The organism is Aequorivita sublithincola DSM 14238 (assembly GCF_000265385.1).
GTDB lineage: Bacteria > Bacteroidota > Bacteroidia > Flavobacteriales > Flavobacteriaceae > Aequorivita > Aequorivita sublithincola.
This window is the reverse complement of the sequence record NC_018013.1, coordinates 1,406,390-1,427,801: the sequence shown is the minus strand read 5'-3', so window position 1 is coordinate 1,427,801 and position 21,412 is coordinate 1,406,390. Positions and strand designations below refer to the sequence as shown.

19 protein-coding genes are annotated in these 21,412 nt (G+C 37.1%); 7 read left to right on the top strand and 12 right to left on the bottom strand.

Translation table 11 applies throughout. From position 1 onward, the window contains the following. The 4 genes from AEQSU_RS06615 to AEQSU_RS06595 all read right to left on the bottom strand — a co-directional run bounded on the left by AEQSU_RS06615 (window position 1) and on the right by AEQSU_RS06595 (window position 4,409). Window positions 1–1,602 (bottom strand): outer membrane beta-barrel protein, encoded by a 1,602-nt coding sequence (locus tag AEQSU_RS06615; RefSeq protein ID WP_014782087.1) that lies wholly within the window; start codon window positions 1,600–1,602, stop codon window positions 1–3. Window positions 1,603–1,692: 90 nt separating this feature from the next. Beyond that, window positions 1,693–2,232, bottom strand: a complete 540-nt coding sequence (locus AEQSU_RS06610; RefSeq protein ID WP_014782086.1) for an RNA polymerase sigma factor — start codon at window positions 2,230–2,232, stop codon at window positions 1,693–1,695. A gap of 124 nt (window positions 2,233–2,356) precedes the next feature. Then, a complete protein-coding gene (gene recA / locus AEQSU_RS06605) occupies window positions 2,357–3,364 on the bottom strand; it encodes a recombinase RecA (protein WP_014782085.1) in 1,008 nt (335 codons plus the stop codon). Between the two features lie 337 nt (window positions 3,365–3,701). Beyond that, window positions 3,702–4,409 carry a T9SS type A sorting domain-containing protein gene (locus AEQSU_RS06595; protein ID WP_014782083.1) on the bottom strand — a complete coding sequence of 236 codons (708 nt, stop codon included), beginning with the start codon at window positions 4,407–4,409 and terminating at the stop codon, window positions 3,702–3,704. 163 nt (window positions 4,410–4,572) lie between these two features. On the opposite strand from AEQSU_RS06595, the gene trhO reads away from it, so the two are divergent. The 6 genes from trhO to AEQSU_RS06565 all read left to right on the top strand — a co-directional run bounded on the left by trhO (window position 4,573) and on the right by AEQSU_RS06565 (window position 11,403). Further along, a complete protein-coding gene (trhO, locus tag AEQSU_RS06590; RefSeq protein WP_014782082.1) occupies window positions 4,573–5,604 on the top strand; it encodes an oxygen-dependent tRNA uridine(34) hydroxylase TrhO in 1,032 nt (343 codons plus the stop codon). 180 nt (window positions 5,605–5,784) lie between these two features. Then, a complete protein-coding gene (locus AEQSU_RS06585) occupies window positions 5,785–7,041 on the top strand; it encodes a PSP1 domain-containing protein (RefSeq protein WP_014782081.1) in 1,257 nt (418 codons plus the stop codon). Then, on the top strand, window positions 7,034–7,519 hold the full coding sequence (locus AEQSU_RS06580) for a gliding motility lipoprotein GldH (RefSeq protein WP_014782080.1): 486 nt from the start codon (window positions 7,034–7,036) through the stop codon (window positions 7,517–7,519). Before AEQSU_RS06585 ends, AEQSU_RS06580 begins: the two co-directional genes overlap by 8 nt. 6 nt (window positions 7,520–7,525) lie before the next feature. Then, the gene (locus AEQSU_RS06575; RefSeq protein WP_014782079.1) at window positions 7,526–9,838 is read left to right on the top strand and encodes a penicillin-binding protein 1A; all 2,313 of its coding nucleotides are present in this window, start codon (window positions 7,526–7,528) and stop codon (window positions 9,836–9,838) included. A 123-nt stretch (window positions 9,839–9,961) separates the two neighbouring features. Next, entirely contained in the window at window positions 9,962–10,660 is a 699-nt protein-coding gene (locus tag AEQSU_RS06570; protein WP_014782078.1) for a CoA transferase subunit A, read from the top strand. 86 nt (window positions 10,661–10,746) lie between these two features. Next, complete coding sequence (locus tag AEQSU_RS06565; protein WP_014782077.1) at window positions 10,747–11,403, top strand: CoA transferase subunit B; 657 nt, start codon at window positions 10,747–10,749, stop codon at window positions 11,401–11,403. A gap of 63 nt (window positions 11,404–11,466) precedes the next feature. On the opposite strand, the gene AEQSU_RS06560 is transcribed toward AEQSU_RS06565, so the two are convergent. Further along, on the bottom strand, window positions 11,467–13,158 hold the full coding sequence (locus tag AEQSU_RS06560) for an ABC transporter ATP-binding protein (RefSeq protein WP_014782076.1): 1,692 nt from the start codon (window positions 13,156–13,158) through the stop codon (window positions 11,467–11,469). A gap of 138 nt (window positions 13,159–13,296) precedes the next feature. Between AEQSU_RS06560 and AEQSU_RS06555 the strand changes: the two genes are divergently transcribed. Beyond that, complete coding sequence (locus AEQSU_RS06555) at window positions 13,297–16,344, top strand: M4 family metallopeptidase (protein ID WP_014782075.1); 3,048 nt, start codon at window positions 13,297–13,299, stop codon at window positions 16,342–16,344. A 76-nt stretch (window positions 16,345–16,420) separates the two neighbouring features. Here AEQSU_RS06555 and AEQSU_RS16135 read toward each other — a convergent pair whose 3' ends face one another. The 7 genes from AEQSU_RS16135 to hemB form a co-directional block, all read right to left on the bottom strand. Further along, on the bottom strand, window positions 16,421–16,843 hold the full coding sequence (locus tag AEQSU_RS16135) for a hypothetical protein (protein ID WP_014782074.1): 423 nt from the start codon (window positions 16,841–16,843) through the stop codon (window positions 16,421–16,423). A gap of 129 nt (window positions 16,844–16,972) precedes the next feature. Next, the gene (locus AEQSU_RS06545; protein ID WP_014782073.1) at window positions 16,973–17,686 is read right to left on the bottom strand and encodes a 3'-5' exonuclease; all 714 of its coding nucleotides are present in this window, start codon (window positions 17,684–17,686) and stop codon (window positions 16,973–16,975) included. A 70-nt stretch (window positions 17,687–17,756) separates the two neighbouring features. Next, window positions 17,757–18,233, bottom strand: a complete 477-nt coding sequence (locus AEQSU_RS06540; protein WP_014782072.1) for a methylated-DNA--[protein]-cysteine S-methyltransferase — start codon at window positions 18,231–18,233, stop codon at window positions 17,757–17,759. Then, entirely contained in the window at window positions 18,233–19,333 is a 1,101-nt protein-coding gene (locus AEQSU_RS06535; RefSeq protein WP_014782071.1) for a CNNM domain-containing protein, read from the bottom strand. The genes AEQSU_RS06540 and AEQSU_RS06535 overlap by 1 nt, the downstream gene beginning before the upstream one ends. Window positions 19,334–19,454: 121 nt before the next feature. Continuing rightward, window positions 19,455–19,925 carry a hypothetical protein gene (locus AEQSU_RS06530; protein ID WP_014782070.1) on the bottom strand — a complete coding sequence of 157 codons (471 nt, stop codon included), beginning with the start codon at window positions 19,923–19,925 and terminating at the stop codon, window positions 19,455–19,457. Between the two features lie 84 nt (window positions 19,926–20,009). Further along, complete coding sequence (locus AEQSU_RS06525; protein ID WP_042491721.1) at window positions 20,010–20,369, bottom strand: hypothetical protein; 360 nt, start codon at window positions 20,367–20,369, stop codon at window positions 20,010–20,012. A gap of 45 nt (window positions 20,370–20,414) precedes the next feature. After that, window positions 20,415–21,404 (bottom strand): porphobilinogen synthase, encoded by a 990-nt coding sequence (gene hemB, locus AEQSU_RS06520; RefSeq protein WP_014782069.1) that lies wholly within the window; start codon window positions 21,402–21,404, stop codon window positions 20,415–20,417. Window positions 21,405–21,412: the final 8 nt, after the last annotated feature.

Here is a 21,412-nt window from a genome sequence, read left to right as displayed (position 1 = left end):
CTAAAACTTGAAACTCAATCCGCTGTAAACGCCCAAATAATAAGGCTTAAAGTTTACAGAGGAATCGGTATAAGGGTTGAGCTGGTATTTAAACATTGGCTCAATATTAAACGTAAATTTTTTGGACAGTTTGTAGTCCAATCCCAGCCCGACGTTAGTTGAAAAACTTACAGTGGAGAGATTATTGGCTTCTCCCAGCACATCAGTAAAATTGTCTGCTTTTACTGAAATTTCGTTGTTGCCTAAAAATAAAGTACTTAAACCACCAATTAAGTTTACACCAATTTTACTGTCAATAACAGCATATTTTAGCTCTAGTGGCACTTCGTAATAATTCAAATTTTGAATAAGTCTTGCATCACCTTGAGTAGATTTTGGCATAATATCACCAAAACCATTTGATGGACTTGCCATTGCAAATGATCCGGCATCGACTGCAGTAATAACAATACTCCTACTGCCATAATCAACAGAACTCAATGCGACAGCCACCGGTCCAGTACCAACTTCAATACCCGAAGTACTGTAACTTAAATCTACATTATTTACTCCTGTGCGAACGCTTAAACGATTGCTTAAAGCATAACTCACTTGCACTCCATAACTCATATTTACATCTCCTTTTTGAGGATTGTCCGCAAAACTTGGGTCTATGGATGAACCATTACCAAGATTACTGTAATAAACTGGTGCTACATTCGGAGCAACATTCCAACGTTGTTCTGGTTTTTGTTTCTTTTTATTTTCAGTAACAGCAACTTCATCTTTTTCAGCTATCTCATCGAAAATAGATTTTTTGTTTTTGTAATCTTTTTCTAAAGTTTTTTCAGCTTGGGCTATATTTTCCTTTTTATCTGAATTGATCGTTTCAGAATTTTTTCCCTGATTTTCTCCAGAAACCTTTTCAACTTTGTTATTTGCAGCGATTCCCTCTTTATTTTTATTGAAGTTATCGTTCTCCTTATTTATAAAGACTTCTTTTGTTTCTTTTACTTTATTCTCTGAATTCGTTTTTTCCGAAGCATTTTTTGAAGAAGCAATTCCTTCATTCAACTTATTTTTTACAGTATCCTTTTCATCTAAATTCTTTTGAGAATTCACTTTAGTATTTAAAGAATTTGATTCTGAAGTATTGGAAGCAACTACACTGCGACTTGATTTTTCAGAAGAATTAATCAATTTATTATTTGAAGGTTTGTTCTCTCCATTAGTATTTGAAGTATTATCTTCTGAAGTATTTAAATCTTGAGAATCCTCACTTTGAAGGGTTTTTTCTTCAGCAGCAACTTGAGAATCATTATTCAGTTTTTCAACTTCAGTTTTATTTTCGTGAAGTTGCTCTTCAGAATTATTTATAGTTTCATTAGTTATTGAAGGCGCAATAGTATTCGAAGAATCATATAATGAGTTACCAACCGTCAACATCAAAGCAATTAACGCAGCAACACCGCCAAGTTTTATCCACAGCGGAATAACTTTGCGTTCTTTTTTCTCCTTGTTAAGCTCGGTTTGGATGTTTTCCCAAACGCGCGGCGAAGGAGTGGCTTCAAGATTTTTGAAACCTTCATTAAAAATGGTGTCTATGTTTTTCTTTTCTTTCATCTCTGTTCCCGCGAAGGCGGGAATCTTTTTTAAAAAACCCCTACCCTAAAGCAGGAGTTTTGTAATCAATCTAAACAATCATACAATGCCTTAAGTGTTATAATTTTTAGCATTATAGTCTTCAATCTTATTTTTCAAAATCATTCTGGCGCGTGCCAGGTTTGATTTAGACGTACCATCGCTGATTCCTAACATTTCTGCTATCTCTTTATGTTGATAGCCGTCCATCACGTACATACTGAAAACCAATCTGTACCTATCTGGAAGCTCTTGCACAATTTTCAGCAGAAAATCCAATGGAATTTCTTCGCTTTCAATTTCAACTTCCGCTTCATCTTCAATCTGACCTTCATCAACGATTTGATAGGTTTTTTGTTTTCTATATTTCTGAAGAACGGTATTTACTGTTACCCGTTTCATCCATCCTTCAAAAGAACCTTTACCGTTATATTGCTCAATTTTTTTGAAAATGATTATAAAAGCATCCTGCAAATTATCCTCAGCCTCCGTATAATTTGGAGAATACCGAAGACAGATGGCAAAAAGGACTCTGTTGTACTGCTTGTACAATTCGCCCTGCGCCGTTGCATCGTGCTTTTTACATTTTATTATGAGCTCGTCTAACGTCAAACGTGGTGCCGTGAATTATTGTTCTGTTGTAAATACCTCATTTTAGAGGGCAACCGCAATAATCAAGGTTCCTACGCTTTGTAGATACCACAGTATCAAAAGGGTTGCGTGGTTGGTTGAAAAATTATTTGCTTATTGCTGCAATAGCGTCTTTTATTTTCTTTTCTAGCTCGTCCATTAGTTCTGGATTGTCTAAAAGAAGATTTTTAACAGCATCGCGGCCTTGCCCAAGTTTAGTTTCATCATAGCTGAACCAAGAGCCTGCTTTTTTTATGATTTCGAAGTCAACGCCAAGGTCAATAATTTCACCAACTTTGGAGATTCCTTCGCCATACATAATGTCAAACTCCACTTGTTTGAAGGGTGGCGCAACTTTGTTTTTTACCACTTTTACACGAGTTTTATTACCCATTGCATTGCTGTCGCTATCTTTTATTTGCGTGGAACGACGAATGTCTAAACGCACAGAAGCGTAGAATTTCAAAGCGTTTCCACCAGTTGTAGTTTCTGGGTTTCCGAACATTACACCAATCTTTTCACGTAACTGGTTAATGAATATTACGGTACATTTTGTTTTGCTAATTGAGCCTGTAAGTTTTCGAAGTGCCTGACTCATCAAACGGGCGTGAAGCCCCATTTTGCTATCGCCCATTTCGCCTTCTATTTCACTTTTTGGAGTCAATGCGGCAACGGAGTCAATAACCACAATGTCTATGGCGCCACTTCTAATTAAGTTATCGGCGATTTCCAAAGCTTGTTCGCCGTTGTCTGGTTGCGAAATGATAAGGTTTTCTACATCTACGCCAAGTTTTTCGGCATAACCTCTATCAAAAGCGTGTTCTGCATCAATAAATGCAGCGATGCCTCCTTTTTTCTGGGCTTCTGCCATTGCGTGAAGCGTTAATGTTGTTTTACCTGAAGATTCTGGGCCATATATTTCAATTACTCTTCCGCGAGGGTAACCGCCTACGCCAAGTGCAACGTCAAGACCAAGGGAGCCAGTTGGAATTACTTCTACATCTTCCACGGCGGCATCGCCCATTTTCATTACGGTTCCTTTGCCGTACGTTTTGTCAAGTTTATCTAAAGTTAGCTTTAATGCTTTTAGTTTTGCGTCTTTTTCAGTGCTCATTTTCGTTTTTTTTATGATGGAATTTTATGCTTCCTTCGCAAGAAAAATGCTTTGGAAGATGAAGATGCTAAGATACTATTTCTTTGTGCGCAGGACAAAAGTAAAATGTGAAGGGAAAGGATTTTTGTTAACAACGAAAAAAGAAAATAGACCGCTTCGCTGAAAGAACAAAGAATAAAGACTTTTTCAAGAAACAAGAGTGAAGAGAACCACGACGTTTTGAACCACTGCCTGTCCCGATGGTTTATCGGGAACTTTTGAATTTTTATCAAAATTACATAAATTAAAAACAGCCGCTTGTTTTGCGGCTGTTTGGTAGTTTTTATTTGATGGTGTTTTATTCTTTAATAAATTTTTTAACTGTTGTATTCCCCATTTCATCTTCAATATTTAAAAAGTAAATACCGTTTGAAAGGCTTGAAATAGCTATGGAAGTCTGCTTTTCAATATCTAAACTTTGAGTGCTTAAAAGCTTGCCTTCTATGTTGAAGATTTTAATGTTTAGTTTTCCTGTAACTTGATTAGAATTTATGGTTAATTCATTTTTTACTGGATTGGGAAAGATGGAAAATAAATTGTTGCTAAAAGTATTAACTGTCAAAGGAGTATTGCCGTAATATGCTTTATCGCCACTGTCGTTATTTATTGTTAAAGCTAAATTAGCTCCTACTTCTTCTATTACATAAGAAAAGGTTTTATCAAGAAATTGCCATTCTAGAAAACCATTATAATACAGATTCTCATAATCATTGTTTTCAGAAAGTACACAAGGATTATCAGGTAATATTATAAATTCAAATATATTTATATCTGTATTTGTAATTGTTAGTTGATATCCAGATAGACTTAAACATACCTTAGTGTCAAGAAATTCTTGATAAATATTTAAAGGAATAAAATCAATTTCACTATTATTTGGTGTGTAGTAATCTATGCCATCAATGTTTAATTTCTGAAGATACCAAGTATTATCAAAAAGCTGTGGATTTTGTGCAAAGGATATTGCAGTGATGTTGAATAACAGAATGTACAGTAATTTTTTCATAATTCATCAGTTAAAGTCAATTAAGTTCTTAAATATAAGCCAAAATTGAACAAGAACCAAGATGATATTATCTTTTTCTTTGGATTCTCCACTGTATTTTCTCCAGACCTTTTACCTTTACACCATTGAAAAATCAATTCTTTTCACCTAAAAAAAGTATAGCATGCAACTGTACAATAAATTAAGTGCAAAAGAGAGGGAAACACTTTTGGAACAGGCCGGCGAGGAACGGCTTACCCTTTCTTTTTATCAATATGCCAAAATTGACAATCCAAATCTTTTCAGAAATCATCTTTTTGTAACTTGGTTTGAGCAGGACGTTCTTGGTCGAATATATGTTGCTCATGAAGGTATAAACGCTCAACTTTCCGTTCCAGCAAAACGATTTAAGGAATTTAAGGAATTTCTTGATGGAGTTTATTTTCTGAAAGACGTTCGTTTAAATATCGCCATTGAGCAAGATTTAAAATCCTTTTTAAAACTAAAAGTAAAAGTTCGCGATAAGATTGTTGCCGATGGTTTAAATGATGAAACTTTTGATGTTACCAACAAAGGAATTCACGTTGATGCTCTAAAATTCAACGAACTTATTGAAGATCCTGATGTGGTTTTGGTAGATATGCGAAACCATTACGAAAGTGAGATTGGTCATTTTAAAAACGCTTTAACACCAGATGTTGATACGTTTCGTGATTCTTTAGATATTATTGAAGAAGATTTAAAAGACCACAAAGAAGATAAAAAATTGGTTATGTATTGCACTGGAGGCATTCGTTGCGAAAAAGCCAGCGCATACTACAAACACAAAGGTTTTAAGAATGTTTTTCAACTGGAAGGAGGTATTATTGAATACGCTCGTCAGGTTGAAAACCAAGGTTTGGAAAATAAATTCATCGGGAAAAATTTCGTCTTCGATCATCGTCGTGGCGAACGTATTACGGAAGATGTAATTGCGCACTGCCATCAATGTGGCGAAGCTTGCGATACACATACAAATTGCGCCAACGAAGCCTGCCATTTGCTTTTCATTCAATGTTCAACATGTGCAATAGCAATGGAAAATTGTTGTTCTGAAGAATGTGTCGAAATAATTCATTTACCAGAAGACGAGCAGAAAACACTTCGCCAAGGTATCCCGAATAGCAATAAAATTTTTAAGAAAGGAAGGTCTGAGAAATTGAGGTTTAAGAAATAGGCTTGATGACGGATGACGGAAGACGGAAGACGGAAGTTCAAACACTTGTTCAAACTGTCCCGTTTCAAAAATCTAAAATCGTCAATCTAAAATCGAAATTTTTATTGGTATCTTTACTGATTAATTATTTGTTTAATTTTCGTCCCTTTTCACTTAGAAAAGGGCTTTATATATAAAAATATGAGCTGTACCAGCTGTGCCACAGGCGCCAACGGACAGCCAAAAGGATGCAAGAACAATGGTACTTGCGGAACCGATGGCTGCAACAAACTTACGGTGTTTGACTGGCTTTCAAATATGCAACTTCCCGCCGATATGGAACCCTTCAATGTGGCGGAAGTGCGCTTTAAAAACGGAAGAAAAGAATTCTTTCAAAACCCTGAAAATCTTACTTTAAGCATTGGCGACGTGATAGCAACAGAAGCTTCACCAGGCCATGACATTGGGATTGTAACGCTTACCGGAGAACTGGTTCGCGTGCAAATGAAGAAAAAAAAAGTTCCACTAAACATTGAAGTCCTCCCAAAAATCTACCGAAAAGCATCTCAAAAAGATATTGATATTTGGCAAGGTGTTCGCGATAAAGAAGCCGATGTTCAAAAGCGTTCGCGCGAAATCGCCATTCGTCACGGACTTCATATGAAAATTAGTGATGTGGAATTTCAGGGCGATGCTTCAAAAGTTATTTTTTATTACACTGCTGAAGAAAGAGTTGATTTCCGTGAATTGATAAAGGAATTTGCAAGAACTTTCAACACGCGTATTGAAATGAAGCAAGTTGGTTTCCGTCAAGAAGCGGCACGTTTGGGAGGAATTGGTAGTTGTGGTCGCGAGCTTTGTTGTTCTACTTGGTTAACGGATTTTCGTTCAGTAAACACTTCCGCAGCGCGCTATCAGCAACTTTCATTAAATCCGCAAAAACTGGCAGGACAATGTGGAAAGCTGAAATGTTGTCTTAATTATGAATTGGATACTTATTTGGAAGCGTTGGAGTCTTTCCCAAGTACAGACACTAAACTTCAAACTGAAAAAGGATACGCCTCTTGTCAAAAAATAGATATTTTTAAAGGATTGCTTTGGTACACTTACGATAAAGATTTTATGAATTGGCACGAGCTTACCGCTGAAAAAGCCAATGAAATTATAGCACTAAACAAAAAAGGCCAAAAGCCATTGGCGTTGGAAGAATTTATTGTTGAAGTACCAAAAGTGGAAAAAGAACCATACAGCAATGTAGTGGGTCAAGATAGTTTAACGCGCTTTGACCAACCGAAACAAAAAGGGAAAAAACGAAGAAACAAAAGCCGAAATAAAGAAAAAGTTGGAGCTGCCACTGAAAATCCTCAAAAAAATAATTCAAAAACAAAGCCCTCAAAAAATACAAGGAATAAGCCCAGCAATAAAAACAGAAATCCCAAGCCACCAAAAAATGAATAGATTCTTATTACTTTTTTTGGCTGCTATTTCCCTCGTTTCTTGCGAGTCTAATATTGTTTTTAGCGAAACACGCGCAATGGACGGAGAATGGGGCGCAGATGAAGTGGTAGAATTTAAACTTCCGCAGCTTGATTCGCTTAAAAGTTATGATTTATTTGTAAATATTAGAAACAACAACGAATACAAGTTCAACAATCTATTTTTAATATTATCAATGAATTTTCCTCACGGAAAAACCATTACCGATACAATTGAATACCGAATGGCTAACCCAGATGGCTCTTGGATGGGGCAGGGAATTGGTAATGTAAAGGAAAATAAACTTTTGTATAAACAGAGTGTATCCTTTTTAGAAGAAGGAATTTACTCAATAGATATAGCACAAGCAATGCGCAATAATGGCAATGTGGAAGGCGTTACAAAACTTGAAGGCATTACAGATGTTGGTTTCAGCGTTGAGGAAACTACCAAACAGTAAACAAATATGGCAACAAAAAAAGAAGCTACTAAAAAGAACAAACAACAGGATGTTCGTCATCATGTAAAAACGTTTTGGAAGATTTTTCTAGGATTTATATTAGTATTTATTTTGTTTTTTCTTTTAGCGTCATGGGGCGTTTTTGGAAGTCTTCCGGATGAAACTAGTCTTGAAAATCCTGAAAAAAACCTCGCTACTGAAATTATTTCTTCAGACGGAAAAACAATCGGTAAGTTCTATAAAGAAAATAGAACTCCTGTTTCTTTCGACTCTTTGCCAGACCATTTGGTAAATGCTTTAATTGCTACTGAAGATGCGCGTTTTTACGAACATTCTGGCATTGACGGCAGAGGAACATTAAGAGCCTTTGCTTTTATGGGTTCACGTGGAGGGGCGAGTACAATCACCCAACAACTAGCAAAACTATTTTTTACAGACCAAAGAGCATCTAACAAATTGGAAAGATTGACTCAAAAAGTAAAAGAGTGGATCATCGCCATACGTTTGGAAAGACGCTACACCAAAGAGGAAATCATCACCATGTATTTTAACGAATACGATTTTCTCAATCAAGCTGTAGGTATTGAAAGCGCCGCAAATATTTATTTTGACAAACCGCCTTCACAATTAACCACTTCGGAAGCAGCAATGCTTGTTGGAATGTTTAAAAACTCCTCACTTTTCAACCCTAACCGAAGACCAGAACTGGTTTTAAAACGAAGAAATGTTGTTTTGTCCCAAATGGAGAAGTACAATTATATTTCAGAAAAAGTAATGGATTCGCTACAAGCGCTACCACTAGATTTGAAGTACACACCGCAGGGACACGATGAAGGAAGTGCAACCTATTTCCGCGAATACGCCCGTAGTTTTATGGAGAATTGGATAAAAGAACATCCAAAACTCGATGGCAGCAATTACAACATTTATCAAGACGGATTGAAAGTATATGTTACCATTGATAGCAAAATGCAGGAATATGCAGAAAAAGCTGTGAAAAAACACATGGCTCACTTGCAAGAAGCTTTTGACGATCAGAATAAAAATAATAAAACCGCTCCTTTCCGAGATATTACAGAGGAAGAAACCGAAAGTATTCTAAATTCAGCAATGCGAAAAAGTGATCGTTGGAGACAAATGAAAAAAGACGGAAAAGACGAAGAAGAAATAATTAAAAGCTTCAAAAAGAAAGTAGCCATGCGCGTTTTTTCTTGGAAAGGAGATATTGATACTACTATGACACCGCTGGATTCCATTCGTTATCATAAATCTTTTTTGCAGGCCGCAATGATGTCCATGACGCCGCAAACCGGTGAAGTAAAGGCTTGGGTTGGCGGTATAGATTACAAACACTACAAATATGACATGGTTAAAAAAGGACGACGCCAAATAGGTTCAACCTTTAAACCATTCGTGTACGCAACCGCGATAGACCAAATGCATATGTCGCCATGCGATACTTTGCCAAACACTATTTACACAATTCCTGCTGGCAGATACGGCTTGCTGAAACCTTGGACACCTAAAAATGCCGGTGGCGGTTATGGCGGAATGGTTACACTTAAATATGCACTTGCAAATTCAATAAACACTATTACCGCCAGATTAATAGACCGCGTAGGTCCAGAGCCAGTTATTGACTTGGTGAAAAAGATGGGCGTTAATACAGAAAATATGCCCGCCGTACCTTCCATTGCTTTAGGAACGCCAGACGTTTCAGTTTTTGAAATGGTTGGGGCATATAGCACTTTTGCCAATGAAGGCGTTTACGTTGAACCAATATTGATTCAAAGAATAGAAGACAAAAACGGAACAGTACTTTATCAAAATGTACCAAAAACAAAAGACGTAATAAGCAACGAAACTGCTTTTGTAACCGTAAGTTTAATGGAAGGTGTTACCCAATCCGGTTCTGGTAGTCGTTTGCGCGGCACGGGTCGTGAAGGTTCTCCAATTTATAAAAATGCGGTGACTGGATATCCTTACAATTTCACAAACCCTATTGCAGGAAAAACAGGAACAACCCAAAACAACAGTGATGGATGGTTTATGGGCATGGTTCCAAACTTGGTTACAGGTGTTTGGGTAGGTGGTGATGACCGCGCCACGCATTTTAGGTCAACAGGATATGGTCAAGGTGCAACAATGGCACTTCCAATTTGGGGAATGTATATGAAGAGTTGCTATGCAGATAAAGATTTAGACGTTTCAACAGGAAATTTCAAACGACCCGCAAATCTTTCTATTGAAACCGATTGTTCCAAATGGCGTCAAGGAAATCCTGACATAGAAGAAATTCCAGACGAGTTCGATTTCTAGTCCTTATATTCTTCCCGATTATAGGGGAATAAACCTCATAGATGAGATTGCTTCGTGCCTTGCAATGACACTATGAGGTTTTTTTATAAATTGAAATTTTGTAATTTTAAGAAAAATTAAAAAATGATAAAAAAGACAGTTGCAAACGTTCGCGAAGCCTGTGAAGGTATTGAAGACGGAATGACCTTTATGCTCGGTGGTTTCGGGCTTTGTGGCATCCCCGAAAATATTATCTCAGAATTGGTTCGAAAAAATATTCAAGGCGTTACTTGTATTTCAAACAATGCAGGTGTAGATGATTTTGGACTTGGTCTTCTTCTAAAAAAGCATCAAATAAAGAAAATGATTTCGTCTTATGTAGGTGAAAACGCAGAGTTTGAGCGCCAAATGCTCAGCGGCGAAATGGAGGTGGAGCTAGTTCCACAAGGAACATTAGCACAACGTTGTGAAGCTGCAAGAAGTGGAATTCCAGCCTTTTTTACTCCTGCAGGTTTCGGAACAGAAGTAGCCGAAGGAAAAGAAACACGAGAATTTCACGGAAAAATGTACGTTCTGGAAAAAGCTTTTGAAGTAGATTTTTCTTTCGTAAAAGCTTGGAAAGGCGACGAAGCCGGAAACCTCATCTTTAAAGGAACCGCAAGAAATTTCAATCCAGCAATGTGCGGCGCCGGAAAAATAACGGTTGCCGAAGTGGAAGAATTGGTTCCCGCTGGCGAACTAGATCCTAACCAAATTCATATTCCAGGAATATTTATTCAAAGAATATTTCAAGGTGAAAAATATGAAAAAAGGATTGAGCAATTAACCGTTAGAAAAAAATAACTCAGTGTCCTCTGTGCCTCTTTGGTTATTTTTCACCACAAAGTCACAGAGAGTAAAGAGGAAATCAGCAAATCATCAAATTAATTATGGCACTTTCAAAAGAACAAATAGCACAACGCATCGCAAAAGAAGTAAAAGACCGCTACTACGTTAACTTAGGAATCGGAATTCCAACTTTGGTTGCCAACTTTGTACGCGACGATATAAATGTAGAATTCCAAAGCGAAAACGGAATTCTCGGGATGGGTCCTTTTCCTTTTGAAGGTGAAGAAGATCCAGATTTAATAAATGCCGGAAAGCAAACTATCACGGCTTTGCCCGGAGCTTCATACTTTGATTCTGCTATGAGTTTTGGAATGATTCGTGGCCAACACGTGGATCTTACAATTCTTGGCGCAATGGAAGTTTCACAAAATGGCGACATTGCTAACTGGAAAATTCCTGGCAAAATGGTAAAAGGAATGGGCGGCGCGATGGACTTGGTTGCTTCTGCAGAAAATATAATTGTGGCAATGATGCACACCAACCGTGAAGGCGAATCTAAACTTTTAAAAGAATGTAGCTTGCCATTAACAGGCGTAGCTTGTGTTAAGAAAATAGTAAGCAACCTTGCAGTTTTGGAAATCCGGGATGGAAAATTTCATCTTTTAGAACGTGCTCCAGGAGTTTCAGTTGAGGAAATTCAAAAAGCCACCGAAGGAGCTCTAATTATTGACGGCGATATTCCTGAGATGAAATTTTAGTAACAACATATATCCTAACTTTATAAAACCATGAATTTCATGGTTTTTTTATTTTTCAGATTCTTAAATCCCAGTAGGAATCGCTTCAATCAGTTTCTTTGAATATTCTGTTTGCGGATTTTCGTAGATTTCATCTGCATCGCCTATTTCTTCTATTTTTCCTTTGTTCATTACCAAAAGTTGATCCGACATATATTTTACCACGGCCAAATCGTGCGAGATAAATATATAGGTGAAGCCAAAATCATTTTTCAGTTCGTTTAGTAAGTTCAAAACCTGTGCTTGCACCGAAATATCCAAAGCGGAAACAGATTCATCACAAATAACTAATTTAGGTTCTATGGCAATAGTGCGGGCTATTCCAACCCTTTGGCGTTGTCCACCAGAAAGTTCATGCGGGTATCTGTAAAAATAAGTTTCATCTAAACCTACTCTATCGAGGAGCGCAAGCACACGCTCTTTTCTTTCTTTTCTATTTTTTCCCAGTTTATGAACTTCCATTGGTTCCATCAAAGCTTGACCAATCATTAAACGCGGATTTAATGATGAATAAGGGTCTTGAAAAATAATCTGTATTTCTTTCCGAAGGTTTCTGATTTCCGTTTTAGAAAGTTTTGTAAGTTCTTTTCCTCTATATTTTATGCTTCCTGACGTCGCTTTTTCCAGTTGAAGAATTGTTCTTCCTAAGGTAGATTTTCCGCAGCCAGATTCCCCAACTAAGCCTAATGTTTCGCCTTCAAAAACTGAAAAACTAACCTCATCAACCGCCTTTACGATTTTCTTTTTCGCGAACATTCCAACGTTACTGAAATAGTATTTTTCCAAATTGGTTATTTCCAATAGTGGTTTTTGGGTATAAATTTGCTTGTGCCTTTTAGCGCGTTCCACGGCTTTTACTTCTCTTGGCTTAAAGCTTTTATCTGCAATAGAAGCAATAGTCGGCAATTTTGCCAATCTAACTTTTAATGAAGGTCGCGAAGCCAAAAGTGCTTTTGTATATTCAGCTTTTGGGTTTTTGAAAATTTCAATAGTTGTTGCATTTTCAACGATATCGCCTTTATACATTACCACAACCCTATCGGCGATTTCAGAAACCAAACTTAAATCGTGCGAAATAAAAAGCAGCGCCATTTTTGTTTCTTGTTGAATTGATTGTAAAAGTGAAATTATTTCCTTTTGAACAGTTACATCTAGGGCCGTTGTTGGTTCGTCTGCAATAAGTAATTTTGGTTTGCAAGCAATCGCCATAGCAATCATAACACGCTGCATTTGTCCGCCACTAATTTGGTGCGGATAGCTGTTGAAAATTTCGTTGGGACGAGGCAATTTTACTTTTTCGAACAATGAAATGGTTTCCTTTTTTGCTTCGGAAGCATTCATCTTTAAGTGAAGTTGAAGTATTTCTGAAACTTGAAAACCACATTTAAGTGACGGATTTAGCGCACTCATCGGTTCCTGAAAAATCATGGCTATTTCACTTCCGCGAATTTTTCTGAATTCCTTTTCATTCGTTTTCAGAAGATCTTTTTCTTCAAATAAAATTTTTCCAGACAACTGTGATTGCTTTTTGGGCAACAAACCCATAATAGAGAGTGAGGTTACGGACTTCCCTGAGCCAGATTCGCCTACAATTCCTAGAATTTCATTTTCAAAAACTTCAAAAGAAATAGCGTGCAAAACCTCAAGGCTACTTTCCTTATTTCCGAAGGAAACAATAAGCTCTTCAACCGATAATAAAGGTGAATTTTTCATCATTTCAAAGATAGAACAATCAATGGAATATTTTTTTAACTGCAGTTCGTCGAATAAAATTTTATTTTCGCAATAATTGTTGTTCTTTTATATGTTTTTAATAAAACAACAAACCTTTTTATTCACTTAATCTTAATTATCATGAAAAAAATTAACAAATTCGTTTTTCTGTTTTCATTATTAATCTTTGCGTTTTCGGCGGTCGTTTCTGCCCAAAACAAAAAAGATGAAAAGAGAAACGTTAAGCAACCACCAAGTCTAGTAGTTTTTGATGCCTCACAATCGTATTCTCTTCAAAATGCTACTCAAATTTTTAAAGAAGTTTTAAATCCCCCCTCGGAAACTTCCTTCACCACATTAAAGCAAGAACAAGACCCTTTAGGGTTTACACACCACAAAATGCAACAGTATTTTAAAGGTGTTAAAGTTGAATTTGCAACCGCAACATTGAGTAGCAAAAATGGAACTGTTCAAACTTTAAATTCTTCTTACTCATCCATTGCAGAAGATTTTAATGTAACGCCTTCAATTAGCAATTCGCAAGCTTTAAACAGTGCGATTGCCCATGTTGGAGCTTCAAAATATATGTGGCAAAACGCTGCAGAAGCCGCATTGGCTGACAATTATAAAAAACCAACCGGCGAGTTGGTTATTTTACCTTCATTTGAAAACATTACCGAAACTAACCGTTTAGCTTATAAATTTGACATTTATGCAATCGCCCCTCTTTACAGAGCTGATGTGTATGTTGACGCCAAAACTGGTCAGTTTATAATGGAAAACAAAAGAATCCATCACGCCAATGTTCCAGCAACAGGAACCAGTCTTTATAACGGTAATGTTTCGTTTACTGCGGATAATTCAGCTGGGCCATACCGTTTACGTCAAACAGCGGACGGCGGTGGAATTCAAACTTATGATTTGAACAATGGCACCAACTACAACAATGCTGTGGATGTAACGAGCAGTTCAACCAACTTCACTTCAAACCCAACAGGTGTTCAGGCTCATTTTGGCGCAGAACGCACCTATAAATATTTTTCTCAGAAATATGGTAGAAATTCTTATAACAATACCGGTGGTGTTATTAAAAGCTACGTAAGTTATTCCACTAACTATGTAAACGCCTTTTGGGATGGAAGCAGAATGACCTATGGCGACGGTAATGGCACTCAATATGGACCATTGGTTTCGCTAGACATTTGCGGTCATGAAATAAGCCACGGCGTTACGGAGTATTCTGCAAACCTTGTTTACAGCTACCAATCTGGAGCTTTGAACGAATCGTTTTCAGATATTTTTGGTGAATCTATTGAAAAATTTGCGTCAGGAAGTAATGATTGGTTAATGGGCGATGACATTGGCGCTGGCGGAAGCGGTGGCGCATTACGCTCTATGAGCAATCCGAATGCTTATGGCGATCCAGACACCTATCAAGGAACCAATTGGTATTCCGGTTCTGGAGATTCTGGTGGAGTTCATACAAATTCAGGAGTACAAAATTTTTGGTTTTATGTTTTAAGCGTAGGTAAAAGTGGCACAAACGATAAAGGAAACAGCTACAATGTTTCTGGAATCGGGATGGACAAAGCTGGAGCTATTGCATATAGAAACCTTACTGTTTACTTGAATGCAAACTCACAATACAGCGATGCCAGAAATGGTGCTATCCAAGCTGCAAAAGATTTATATGGCGCTGGAAGTGCTGAGGAAATTGCAACCACAAACGCGTGGTATGCAGTTGGTGTAGGTGCTGCTTACGGCGGTGGCGGTGGCGGAAGCGAATATTGTGCTTCTCAAGGAAACAATGTAAATGATGAATACATAAGTCGTGTTCAATTAAACACTATTAACAATGCTTCTGGAGCGCAGAAATATTCAGATTTTACCAGTATTTCTACTTCTTTAAGTGTAGGTTCAACCTACACAATTACTGTTACTCCAACTTGGACTGGTAGTACTTATAATGAAGGCTATGCAGTTTGGATTGACTATAACGGTGATAAGGATTTTGGTGATGCGGGCGAATTGGTTTGGTCTAAAGCCGCTTCAACAAATACCCCGAATAGCGGAACATTTACTGTGCCTTCTGGAGCTGCGAGTGGAGCAACCAGAATGCGAGTTTCTATGAAATACAACGGAATTCCAACTTCTTGTGAAACTTTCAGTTATGGTGAAGTTGAAGACTATACTATTAACTTAGGTGGCGCTGGACCAGATACACAGGCTCCAACGGCGCCTGCAAACTTGGTGGCTTCAAATATCGCGCAAACTACGCTTTCACTTTCGTGGAATGCTTCTACAGATAATGTAGGTGTAACGGGTTATGATGTTTTCCAAGGTAGTTCAAATTTAGGAACCGTTACAGGAACTTCAGCAAATATTACTGGCTTGTCTCCTGCAACCGCTTATTCTTTTAAGGTTCGTGCACACGATGCTGCTGGAAACAATTCTGGTTTCAGCAATACAGTAAATGTCACTACACTTTCTACCTCTGTTAGTTATTGTATCTCCAAAGGAAATACTTCAAGTTATGAGTGGATAGATTATGTAAAACTAAACAATATGACTAAATCTTCCGGTAACGATGGTGGCTATAAGGATAATACTAACCTTTCTGCTAACCTGCCTTATGGTTCCAATACCATTCAAATAAGTGCAGGTTTCTCTGGCAGCAGTTACAATGAATACTGGAAAATTTGGATCGATTATAACAAAAATGGAACTTTTGATTCCAACGAATTAATGGTTAGTGGTTCATCTAGAAGCAGTGGCACTCTAAGCGCGACTTTCTCTGTTCCTACTTCTGCACTCGCAGGGCCAACAAGAATGCGTGTTTCTATGAAATATAATTCATCGCAAGATTCTTGTGAAACCTTTAGTTATGGTGAAGTGGAAGACTATACAGTTATTGTAGGAAGCAACGTTGCGCCTCAAGGATTTACTGAAGGCAACAGCCTTGTTTCTTCAGAAATTACCCTATTTCCAAACCCAGCAAAACATACTTTAAATATTGCGTTAACTGAGGCAACTGGCAAAGATTATGTAGTTTATAATCTTATGGGACAAGTTGTGAGCAAAGGAACATTTACTGAAAACTTAGATGTTTCAAACTTGCAAAGTGGAGTTTATATGCTTGAAGTAAGCACAGAAGCAAACAAAATTATGAAACGTTTTGTAAAAGAATAATTATTTAGTATTGATAAACAAAGAGGCCAGCTTCAAAATCGAAACTGGCCTCTTCTTTTTTAAAATTATTTATAATTTATAATGGATCACCCACTTTTATATCACATCTATGTCCTGGTTGCCCGTGTGCTGGATTAATACCAGCGCCTGTTGAAGCTTTTATAGGACTAGCGTTCCCTCCACCGTTTACTTGTATAGTTTGATTTGTTGTAGGTGCTGGAGTAGCGCCGCCACCATTTAAAGGTGCTCCTACTGGAATAGCACAGTCGTGTCCTGGCTGACCGTGTGCTGGGTTTAAAGCTAAATCGCCATTTGTTGAGGTTTGTGTTGTTGATGGTGCAACATTTTGCAAAGCTTGTTTTTTCTGTTCAAGAGTTGCTTCTTGTACTGTATTTGTAGTCTCGGTAGTTGTTTCTTTATCCTTACAGGAAATAAAAAAGGTAGCCGAAACTAACAAAACTATTAAAAATGATTTTGAATGGAATCTTGAAATTGTCATAGAAGTAACTGTTTAATTATGACCGACAAATCTACCAAAAATTATGAAGAAAACCGAATTGCCATATTATGGCTTAAATTCTACGAATTATACTTTATTACCAAGGCACTAAAAGAGACAAGATATTCGCTAAACAGAAAGTATTTCGTCATCGCTTAAGATATCTTCATTACGAAGACGAAGAAGAATTTGGGCAACGGTTATGGTGTCTTTTTCGCAATAAATGACGATTCTGTCAATATCCTTTTCTTCGTAAAAAACACTTCGCACTTGGCTACCGTCTATATCGTCTTTTGGGGAAGGGATTCCCAGAACGTGTGCCATTAGTTTAAGAGAAGTAAATGTTTTGTAATCGCCAAACTTCCAAAGTTCCAACGTGTCTAAATGCGGAACTTCCCAAGGTTTTTTTCCGAAAAGATCAAGCTTAAAGGGAATATCTATGCTGTTAATAATCATTCTTCTGGCAATGTATGGAAAGTCAAATTCCTTGCCGTTGTGGCCACAAAGCACGTGATGTGGTTTGTTGAAATGGGTTTCCAAAAGGTTTTTAAAATCCTTTAGAATTTTCACCTCATCACCGTGAAAACTGGTTACTCGGAAATTTCGAATGTCTCCTTTCAACACAAAATAACCCACGGAAATACATACTATTTTACCAAATTCTGCCCAAATACCGGCGCGTTCGTAAAATTCTTCAGCAGAAACCTCGTCCTTTCTTTGGTAATGGCTTTTCAGCTCCCAAAGCGTTTTTGAAGTGTCGTCCAATTCATCAAAATTTTCATGCTGTGGAACGGTTTCAATATCCAAGAAGAGGATATGTTCCAAGTTTATTCGCTTAATCATTTTTTTGAAATTTTGAACTGGGGAGTTGTAGATTAAAACTACGAAAAAAAATGATACATTATATCTTATTCTAAAACAAAGATTGCTGCCCCGAAGGATACTCAAGCTCCAACAACCACTTTTTCCTATGAAGTCCGCCAGCGTAACCCGTGAGTGAACCATCACTACCAATAACCCGATGACAAGGAATAATGATAGAAATAGGATTCTTCCCATTTGCAGAAGCCGCCGCACGAATCACTTTTGGATCGCCAAGTTGGTTTGCCATTTGTAGATAATTTACGGTTTTTCCAAAAGGAATTTCTTGTAATTTTTTCCAAACCCGTTTTTGGAAATCAGTTCCATTTGGGGAAAGTTTTAAGTTGAATTCCTTCCGCTTTCCTTCAAAATACTCTTTAAGTTGCACAACCACATCTTTCAGTTCTTTTGGAATCTTTTCAGAAATAACAATCGTTTCATCATCTTTAAAAAGTACGGATGAGAGCCCTTCAAAATTTCCTTTAAGTTCCAAAATCCCAACAGGTGTTTTGATGAAAGCCGTTTCCACTACTCATTCATTTTTTTGGGTTCAACGTCTTCATCTAGTTGTATTCCCATTCGTTTTGCGCGTTTTTCCCAGTTTTTTCGCGCCTGTAGTTGCATATCTTCAATATTATCACTTTCGTCCATAATTTCTAGGCCTAAAAGGGTTTCAATAATATCTTCCATTGTTACAACGCCAATGGTATTTCCAAATTCATCTACAACAGAAGCAATATGCATCCTCTGTTTTATAAAAGTTTCAAAAAGTTCAGGGATTGGTTTTTCTGCGGAAACTACAAAGATTTCCCGTTTCAAGTCACTGAGCAATTTATCGCCGCGTTCTTCTACTATTTCCTCTAAAATATCATCCCGAAGCACAAATCCAGTTATGTTATGCGTCTTATTTTTATACAGCGGAATTCGTGAAAATTTTAAGCTTTTATGACTTTGATGAAAATGTTTCAAACTCATAGTTTCATCTTCAAGCGTTACAACCGTAAATGGCGTCATCACATCTTTTGCTTGCACACTTTTAAAAACCAACAGATTTTTGATTACAGTAGTTTCATTTTCTTCAAAAACACCTTCCTCTTCCGCGGCATCAGTAATGGCTATAAATTCCTCCCGGCTCATCGTGCTTACGTGAGCAGATTTTCCTACCAAACGAGTTATGAGCATTAATACCCATAGAATTCCGGTATATTTTAGTGGAAAAATAATTACGTTTAAAAACATAGCCGTAAAAGGACCTAATTTTTTCCAATACGTAGCACCGATAGTTTTTGGAATTATTTCTGAAATCACTAAAATCAGCATCGTCATAATTGCCGAAACAACTCCAACGATATTCATACCCATAAATTCAATTTTGTAAGGTAGTTTTTCTGCTTCTACACCAACCAGTATTGCCCCTACCGTATGCGCAAACGTGTTTAAGGTTAAAATAGCAACTAGAGGCTTGTCAATATCTTTCTTAAAATTGGTAAGCGTCTTAGCGTAAGCCTTTCCTTCTTGAGTTTTCAAACGCAGATAAGTTGGGGTAAAACTCAACAACGCGGCTTCCAAAATGGAACATAAAAACGAAAAGAAAATGGAAAGAACTGCATAAACAATTAATAGGGTCATAATGGATTGGGATAATTTTCCACTAAAATAGAGATTTACAAACTCTTTTAGTCGAAACACTTTGTTAATTGCATAAAAAAACCGCCACAGCGGGCGGTTTTCTTATAATCAATAAAATTATTTACGAAGCTTTTAAGAGCGGACGTAATGTACTTTCCCAACGTTTTGCGTCTTGAAGACAAACAAAAGCATCTGTAGATAGTTCATCTTCATCGTGTTCGTTATAAAAAGGTATTTCGAATTTGCCTGTTCTTTCAACAATCTCCAACCCAACCCAATCAAGGGTTTTATCTGATTGCTTAATACTTTTGGCGCGACAATCTTTCACGTCTTCCATATTTATAACCTTAAAATCGCCCGAAGGATTTTTCTTGGAAGTATAAATCAGTTTTTTTGAAGCTTCGTCCACACCAATCACACAATTGCCAATAATGTCGATGGTTTTCAAATTAATACCATTTGATTGTGAAAGCTGCGAAACAGATTTTCTTACTTTTTTGTCCGTACCAGATGCGTTTATAATCATATAAGCCACAGGAACAGCTATTAATAATAATATTATAAGACCAATAATAGGTGCACTTAATTCCATAATGTATAATTTTTAAGATGAATAATTTTGAATAAAAAATGGTTTGAAAATCAATTCAAACACTTTAAAAAAGTCATCAAAATATTACCAAAAGAAGTGGAAAGGAAACAGATACTGAAAGATTATCTCTCGTTTATCTATTGAAGAATATGAGCATTTTAATAAAGAAGTAACCTTAGCATTTGGAAAGTCTTTACTAGAATAAAAGATGCCAAGAAAGCCAAAACCCGCGTATTCATTCTGCGAAACCGTCTGCGAAATTTCACCAATACAAATTTCATCAAAAACAAAAGGCTTGCCGTTGTCATCATTCTGAAATACTTCAACAATGGCGGCCTTATTTTCAGTTGAAAAAGTTTCGGCAGCAATAGCAACATTACCGAATACCAAGAAGATGGCAATCGATATTAAAAATGTACCTATATGTTTTTCAGCAAGTTTCACAGCGCAAATGTATGCGAAAATTCAATTCGGAATAATAAAAATTTACTAATTGATTAATTTCGCTACATCTTTTGCAAAGTAGCTCGCAATCATTGTGGCTCCAGCGCGCTTAATAGCTGTAAGCTGTTCTAACATAACTGCATCGTGATCTAACCAACCTTTTTCGGCAGCTGCTTTTAGCATTGCGTATTCACCGCTTACTTGATAAACCGCAACAGGAACATGTACTGCATTCCTAATTTCACGAACAATATCCAAATAGCAAAGTCCTGGTTTCACCATCACAATATCTGCGCCTTCATCAACATCCATCAGAGTTTCACGGATGGCTTCCTCACGGTTTCCATAATCCATTTGATAGGTTTTTTTGTCTTTCGGAATATTTTTAGCATCTACTGGCGCAGAATCCAAAGCATCTCTAAAGGGTCCATAAAATGCAGAAGCATATTTGGCGCTGTAAGCCATAATTCCAGTATCGAAATAACCCTCGTCTTCCAAAAGTGTTCTAATTTCAAAAATGCGGCCATCCATCATATCACTTGGCGCAACTACATCTGCTCCAGCAATGGCGTGACTTAAAGACATTTCTGCCAAGACTGAATTGGTATCGTCATTTATAATTTTTCCTTCGGAAACAATTCCATCGTGCCCGTAAACAGAAAAAGGATCCATCGCAACATCTGTCATTACAACCATTTCGGGGACTGCATTTTTTACGGTTTTTATGGCGCGTTGCATTAAACCATCCGGATTTAATGCTTCTTTGCCAGTATTATCCTTCAACTTATCTTCAACTTTTACGAAAAGTAGAACCGACTTCAAACCAAGTTTCCATAGCTCTTTTACTTCCTTTTCGAGCAAATCTAAACTCAATCTAAAGTAATTTGGCATTGAAGCTATTTCATCTTTTACACCTTTTCCTTCAACTACAAAAAGTGGTACAATAAAATCATTCGGACTTATAATTGTTTCACGAACCAGGCTTCGCATACTTTCATTGGTTCGTAATCTTCGGTTTCTTTTTAGTGGATACATATTTATTT